The 5,932-nt window shown below is 71.5% G+C and carries 4 protein-coding genes and 1 pseudogene; 4 read left to right on the top strand and 1 reads right to left on the bottom strand.

Translation table 11 applies throughout. The features are described 5' to 3' along the window. Positions 1–187: 187 nt before the first annotated feature. From FV226_RS26550 to msrP, 4 genes are all read left to right on the top strand, one after another. Positions 188–1,687 carry a leucyl aminopeptidase gene (locus FV226_RS26550; protein ID WP_147765280.1) on the top strand — a complete coding sequence of 500 codons (1,500 nt, stop codon included), beginning with the start codon at positions 188–190 and terminating at the stop codon, positions 1,685–1,687. 44 nt (positions 1,688–1,731) lie between these two features. Continuing rightward, the gene (locus FV226_RS26545) at positions 1,732–2,169 is read left to right on the top strand and encodes a hypothetical protein (RefSeq protein ID WP_147765279.1); all 438 of its coding nucleotides are present in this window, start codon (positions 1,732–1,734) and stop codon (positions 2,167–2,169) included. A gap of 146 nt (positions 2,170–2,315) precedes the next feature. Further along, positions 2,316–4,004, top strand: a complete 1,689-nt coding sequence (locus FV226_RS26540; protein ID WP_147765278.1) for an AMP-binding protein — start codon at positions 2,316–2,318, stop codon at positions 4,002–4,004. Positions 4,005–4,119: 115 nt separating this feature from the next. Next, positions 4,120–5,058 (top strand): protein-methionine-sulfoxide reductase catalytic subunit MsrP, encoded by a 939-nt coding sequence (gene msrP / locus FV226_RS26535; protein WP_147765277.1) that lies wholly within the window; start codon positions 4,120–4,122, stop codon positions 5,056–5,058. A gap of 321 nt (positions 5,059–5,379) precedes the next feature. Here msrP and FV226_RS26530 read toward each other — a convergent pair. Continuing rightward, positions 5,380–5,932 (bottom strand): annotated as a pseudogene (locus FV226_RS26530) (AMP-binding protein); the annotation flags it as partial.

The following is a 5,932-nucleotide window of genomic DNA, read 5'->3' as shown; positions in this document are numbered from 1 at the left end:
CTTCCGGTCCCGCCCCGGACCGTGCCGCCGGATCGCCCGGCCCGTCCTCCGATGGCGCGTGAACTGGGGCCTTTCGAGGGCGCCCGCGTCGCGTTGCGTTCTCCGCCTCACCGGCTACACAGGGCACCGGTGGGCGTGCGGCTGTCGAGCACGCTCGTGACAGCGGAACAGGGCAGAAGGCAACGCCATGTCGGACGGCATCACCATCCATTTCGCCCCCCTCGGTCGGGGCGGATCCGGGGACCTCGTGGTGTTCGTCGGCGACGACCTCGTGCTCGGCGCGGGCGCCCGCGACGCGCTCGGTCAGGCGGGCGTCGACCTGGTCTCCCGGGCCGCCGGCAGCGAGAAGTTCAAGGCGCGCGCCTCGAGCGCGATGGTGCTGCCGGCGCCGGCCGGCGTCGACGCGGACCGCCTCGTGGTGGTCGGGCTCGGCACCGACAAGGACCGGGGCAAGATCGACTGGCCGGTGCTCGGCGGCTTCACCGCGGGCAAGGTCGCGGGCCGCGAGGCCCGCGTGGTGCTCGACTGGCCGGGCGCCGCGGCGATGCCGGCGGACGCCGCCGACTTCGCGCTCGGCGCACGCCTGCGCAGCTACGCCTTCGACCGCTACAAGACCAAGAAGAAGCCCGAGGCCGAGGACGCGAAGGCCGCGACCACGCTGACCCTGATGCTCGCCGGCCACGCCGAGGCCGAGGCCGCCGCGGGCGCGAGCGCCGCCGTCGCCGAGGGCGTGACGCTCGCCCGCGACCTGATCAACGAGCCGCCGAACGTCCTCACCCCGGAGGAGTTCGCCCGCCGCGCCTCCGAGCTGACCAAGCTCGGCGTCGAGGTCGAGGTGCTGGAGCCGGCCCGCATGCGCGAACTCGGCATGGGCGCGCTGCTCGCCGTGGCGCAGGGCTCGGTGCACGAGCCGCGCGTCGTGGTGATGCGCTGGAACGGCGGCCCCGCCGGCGAGGCACCGGTCGCCTTCATCGGAAAGGGCGTCGTGTTCGATTCCGGCGGCATCTCGATCAAGTCCGCCGGCGGCATGGAGGACATGAAGGGCGACATGGGCGGGGCGGCCGCCGTCGTCGGCACCCTGCACGCGCTGGCCACCCGCAAGGCGAAGGTCAACGTCGTCGGCGCCATCGGCATCGTCGAGAACATGCCCGACGGCGCCTCCTACCGCCCGTCCGACATTGTGACCTCGATGTCGGGCCAGACCATCGAGGTCATCAACACCGACGCGGAAGGCCGCCTCGTCCTCGCCGACGTGATCTGGCACGTGCAGGGCGCCTACAAGCCGAAGTTCATGATCGACCTCGCGACGCTGACCGGCGCGATCATCGTCGCGCTCGGCCAGGACATCGCCGGCCTGTTCTCGAACGACGACGAGCTCGCCGGCCGGATCCACGCCGCCGGCGAGGTGGTGGGCGAGAAGGTCTGGCGGATGCCGCTGATCCCGGCCTACGACAAGGCGATCGACTCGAAGTTCGCCGACATGAAGAACACCGGCGGCCGTCATGGCGGCGCCGCGACGGCGGCGGCCTTCATCAAGCGCTACGTCAACGACGTGCCGTGGGCGCATCTCGACATCGCCGGCGTCGGCATGTCCTCCACCGCCAGCGAGATCAACAAGAGCTGGGGCGCCGGCTGGGGCGTGCGCCTGCTCGACCGGCTGGTGCGCGACCACTACGAAGCCAAGTAGCGGTCGCGTTTCGTCTAGCGGCCGCGGTCCGGGGGGACGGTTCGATGCGGAATTCCAGTGTTGCCGCCGCCGCCCCCGTGGTGGCGGCGCTACTCGCCCTCGGCCTCGTCGCGGCCACGGGCCTCAGCCAGCGCTCCGACCTGCCGGATTGGCTGGCGCCGCGCGCCTACGCCCTCGGGGCCGCGGTCGGTGCGCTCCTGTTCGGCACGATCCTCGGCCTGTTCGGCTGGCTCGCGGCCGGGCGGCTCCGCCCGCGGACCGGCTGGCGCGCCCGCATCGGGTTCGCGTTCTGCGGTTTCCTCGCCCTGTGGTTCGCCGCCGCCCTCCTCGGGCTCGGCCGGACGGAGGGCATCGGACCCTGGCCGGGCCGGGCCATTACCGGGTCGGAGGCGGGCATCGCCGCGCTGCTGGTCCTCGCCGCCGCCCTGCCGCACGCCCTCGTCGTGGCCTTCGGCCGACGGGCGCGTGCCGCGATGGCATAAGCCGCCGGCTGTCAGCGCCTGCCGCCCGGGGCCGGCTGCGCTCGCTTGCCGCGGGCGGAGCGATCCCGCACAGTCCCATCCAAGGGGAGCGAACACGCAAGACCGATAAGCGCGGCCAAGAATGCCGTGCGCGATGGAGAAACGCCGTGATCCAGGACAGCCGGGCACCGCGCCCGTGGCTCGCCGCCTACCCGCCGGGCATGCCGGCGGAGATCGACGCCGACAGCCTCGGCACCCTCGTCGACCTGTTCGAGATCAGCACCGCGCGCTTCGCCAAAAGGCCGGCGGTGACGTGCTTCGGCTCTTCGATGACCTACGCCGCGATGGGCGCCGCCGCCCGCGCGCTGGCCGCCTGGCTCGCCGCGCAGGGACTTGCCAAGGGCGACCGCGTCGCGATCATGATGCCGAACGTGCCGGCCTACGCGGTCGCGATCTTCGGGGTGCTGGTCGCCGGCGGCACGGTGGTCAACATCAACCCGCTCTACACGCCGCGCGAGCTGTCGGCGCAGCTCAACGATTCCGGCGCGCGCATCCTCGTCGTGCTGGAGAACTTCGCCCACACCGTCGCCGAGGCGATGCCCGGCGTCGCCCTCGACCGCGTGGTGCTCGCCGGCCCCGGCGACGGCCTCGGGCTCAAGGGCAAGGTCGTGGATCTCGCCTCGCGCCACCTGAAGAAGGCGGTGCCGCCCTTCGTCCTGCCTGCGGACAAGACGGTGCGGTTGGACGCGGCCCTGCGGCAGGGCAGGGGGCTGAAGGTGCCTGCAATCCCGGTGACGCAGGGCGACATCGCCTTCCTGCAATACACCGGCGGCACCACCGGCATCGCCAAGGCGGCGATGCTGACACACCGCAACATCATGGTGAACGTCGTCCAGAGCGAAGTCTGGTTCGAGGGGATCGAAGCGCCCGGCCGGGTGATGGTCACCGCGCTGCCGCTGTATCACATCTTCGCGCTGACCTGCTGCTTCTTCTTCTTCATGCGCACCGGCGGCAGCTGCCTGCTGATTCCCAACCCGCGCGACGGCGACGGCTTCGTGAAGACGCTGGCGAAGACGCGCTTCACGCACTTCTCTGGGGTCAACACCTTGTTCAACCTGTTGAACAACCATCCGAAGATCGACACGGTGGACTTCTCGCAGCTCGACTACGTGGTGGCCGGCGGCATGGCGGTGCAGAGCGCGGTCGCCGCGCGCTGGAAGGCGGTCACCGGCAAGACCATCATCGAGGGCTACGGCCTGTCGGAGACTTCGCCGGTGGTCTGCGTGAACCCGTATCGGCTGGGGACGTGGTCCGGCACGATCGGCTACCCGCTGCCCTCCACCGAGGTGTCGATCCGCGGCCCCGACGGGATGCCGGTGCCGGCCGGCACCCCCGGCGAGATCTGCGTGCGCGGGCCGCAGGTGATGAAGGGCTACTGGAAGCGCCCCGACGAGACCGCCGCCGCCACCACCGCCGACGGGTTCTTTCGCACCGGCGACGTCGCCGTGATGGAGGCGGACGGAGAGGTGCGGATCGTCGACCGGATGAAGGACATGATCCTCGTCTCCGGCTTCAACGTCTACCCGAACGAGGTCGAGGACGTGCTCGCCGCCCATCCCGGCGTGCTCGAATGCGCCGTGGTCGGCGCGCCCAGCGCCGAGACCGGCGAGATGGTGGTGGCCCACGTCGTCGTGCGCGACCCCGACCTGACGCCTGAGGCGATCCGCGCCCACGCGCGAACCCAGCTCACCGGCTACAAGGTGCCGCGCAAGGTCGTGCTGCAGGCGAGCCTGCCGAAGACCAACGTCGGCAAGGTGCTGCGTCGGGCGCTCCGCGACGAAGCGCCACCCGCGTGACGCGAAACGCAGGTAACCCCTGCGCCGTAGACGGCGAACATTCAGTTCGCGGCAGGCGCCCGGCACCCGCGAGGGGCGGCGCGGCTGCGGCGGCGGACACGATTCGGAGACGACGATGCTGATCAAGCGGTTGCGCGGCTGGGAGATTCCCGAACACCTCGTCACGCCGGAATCGGTGTTCCTCGACCGGCGGGCGCTGCTCGGCGGCTCCGCCGGCCTCGCGGCGGCGGCGATGCTGGGCGGGCGGGCGCTGGCCGAGACCGGCCCCTATCCGGCCCCGCGCAACGACGCCTACGCCCTCGACCGTCCGCTGACCCCTGAAAAGTTCAGCGGCGACTACAACAACTTCTACGAGTTCGGCACCTCGAAGACCGTGCTGCCGGCGGCCGACGCCCTCAAGACCAGCCCGTGGACGATCAAGGTCGACGGCCTCGTCGACAAGCCGTTCGACATCGGGGTCGAGGACCTGATCCGCAAGGTCGGCCTGGAGGAGCGGCTCTACCGCCACCGCTGCGTCGAGGCGTGGTCGATGGCGGTGCCATGGACCGGTTTCCCGCTGGCGAAGCTCGTGGCGCTGGCCAAGCCCACCTCGGGGGCGAAGTACGTCCAGCTGACGACCTTCCTCGACCGCAAGATGGCGCCGGGCCAGCGTACCTTCTATCCGTGGCCCTATGTCGAGGGCCTGACGATGGAGGAGGCGGGCAACGACCTCGCCTTCATCGCCACCGGCATCTACGGCAAGCCGCTGCCGAACCAGTTCGGCGCGCCGATCCGCCTCGCACTGCCGTGGAAGTACGGGTTCAAGTCGATCAAGTCGATCGTGAAGGTCTCGTTCGTGGCCGAGCGGCCCAAGACCTTCTGGGAGGCGCTCGGCCCGTCCGAGTACGGCTTCTGGGCCAACGTCAACCCGGCCGTGCCGCACCCGCGCTGGAGCCAGGCGAGCGAACGCGTGCTCGGCACCGACACCCGCGTCCCGACGCTGATCTACAACGGCTACGGCGAGCAGGTGGCGGGCTTGTACAAGGACCTTCAGGGCGAGCGCCTGTTCGCCTGAGGCAAGTCGGTCGCTGCGCATCCCCTCTCGCCGCACGGATCTCGGGCCTGCCCGAGATCCGATCTTGCCTGCCGAAGTCGGGCAGGCCCGACTTCGGTGGGGGAGAGGGCTTCGCCGACCTCGTCGTCGGCGAAGCGAGGCGGCAGCCGCCGGTGAGGGGGGTTCGACGGAAGAGCCTCGTCCGGCACCTCCCCCTCACCGCCGCTGCGGCTCCGCCTCCGCTTCCCGCAGGCACGGCGAGGTGCCTGCGGGCCTCTCCCCGCCCGCGGGGAGAGGGGGCTCCCCGCAAGGCGGACCGACCGAGCCTGGCGAGCCGGTGCTTCAACCCGCGTCGCGCAGCGCCCGGCGGATGATCTTGCCGGTTGTCGTCATCGGCAGGTGATCGCGGAATTCGATCTCGCGCGGGTATTCGTGGGCCGAGAGCCGGGTGCGGACGAAGGCCTGGATCGCGTCGGCGAGCTCCGGCGAGGGGGCATGGCCCGGGCGCAGGACGACGAAGGCCTTCACGATCTCGGTGCGCAGCGGGTCGGGCTTGCCGATCGCGGCGGCGAGCGCCACCGCCGGATGGGTGCAGAGGCAGTCCTCGATCTCGGCCGGACCGATCCGGTAGGCCGCCGAGGTGATGAGGTCGTCGTCGCGGCCGACGAAGTGGACGTAGCCGTCGGCGTCGCGTCGTGCCTGGTCGCCGGTGAGCATCCAGTCGCCGGTGAACTTGCGCGCGGTCGCCTCCGGCTGGTTCCAGTAGCGCAGGAACATCACCGGGTCGGGGCGGGCGACGGCGATCTCGCCCGGCTCGTCCACGCCGGCCTCGCTGCCGTCGGGTCGCAGGATCGCGACGCGGTGGCCGGGCACCGGCTTACCGGCCGAGCCCGCC

The organism is Methylobacterium sp. WL12 (genome assembly GCF_008039475.1).
Taxonomy (GTDB): domain Bacteria; phylum Pseudomonadota; class Alphaproteobacteria; order Rhizobiales; family Beijerinckiaceae; genus Methylobacterium; species Methylobacterium cerastii.
This window is presented reverse-complemented; position numbering and strand designations above follow the sequence as displayed.

Bases quoted from the DNA above. Each gene is read 5' to 3' on its own strand.
- FV226_RS26550 (WP_147765280.1), top strand. From the start codon at position 188: ATGTCGGACGGCATCACCATCCATTTCGCCCCCCTCGGTCGGGGCGGA.
- FV226_RS26545 (WP_147765279.1), top strand. From the start codon at position 1,732: ATGCGGAATTCCAGTGTTGCCGCCGCCGCCCCCGTGGTGGCGGCGCTA.
- msrP (WP_147765277.1), top strand. From the start codon at position 4,120: ATGCTGATCAAGCGGTTGCGCGGCTGGGAGATTCCCGAACACCTCGTC.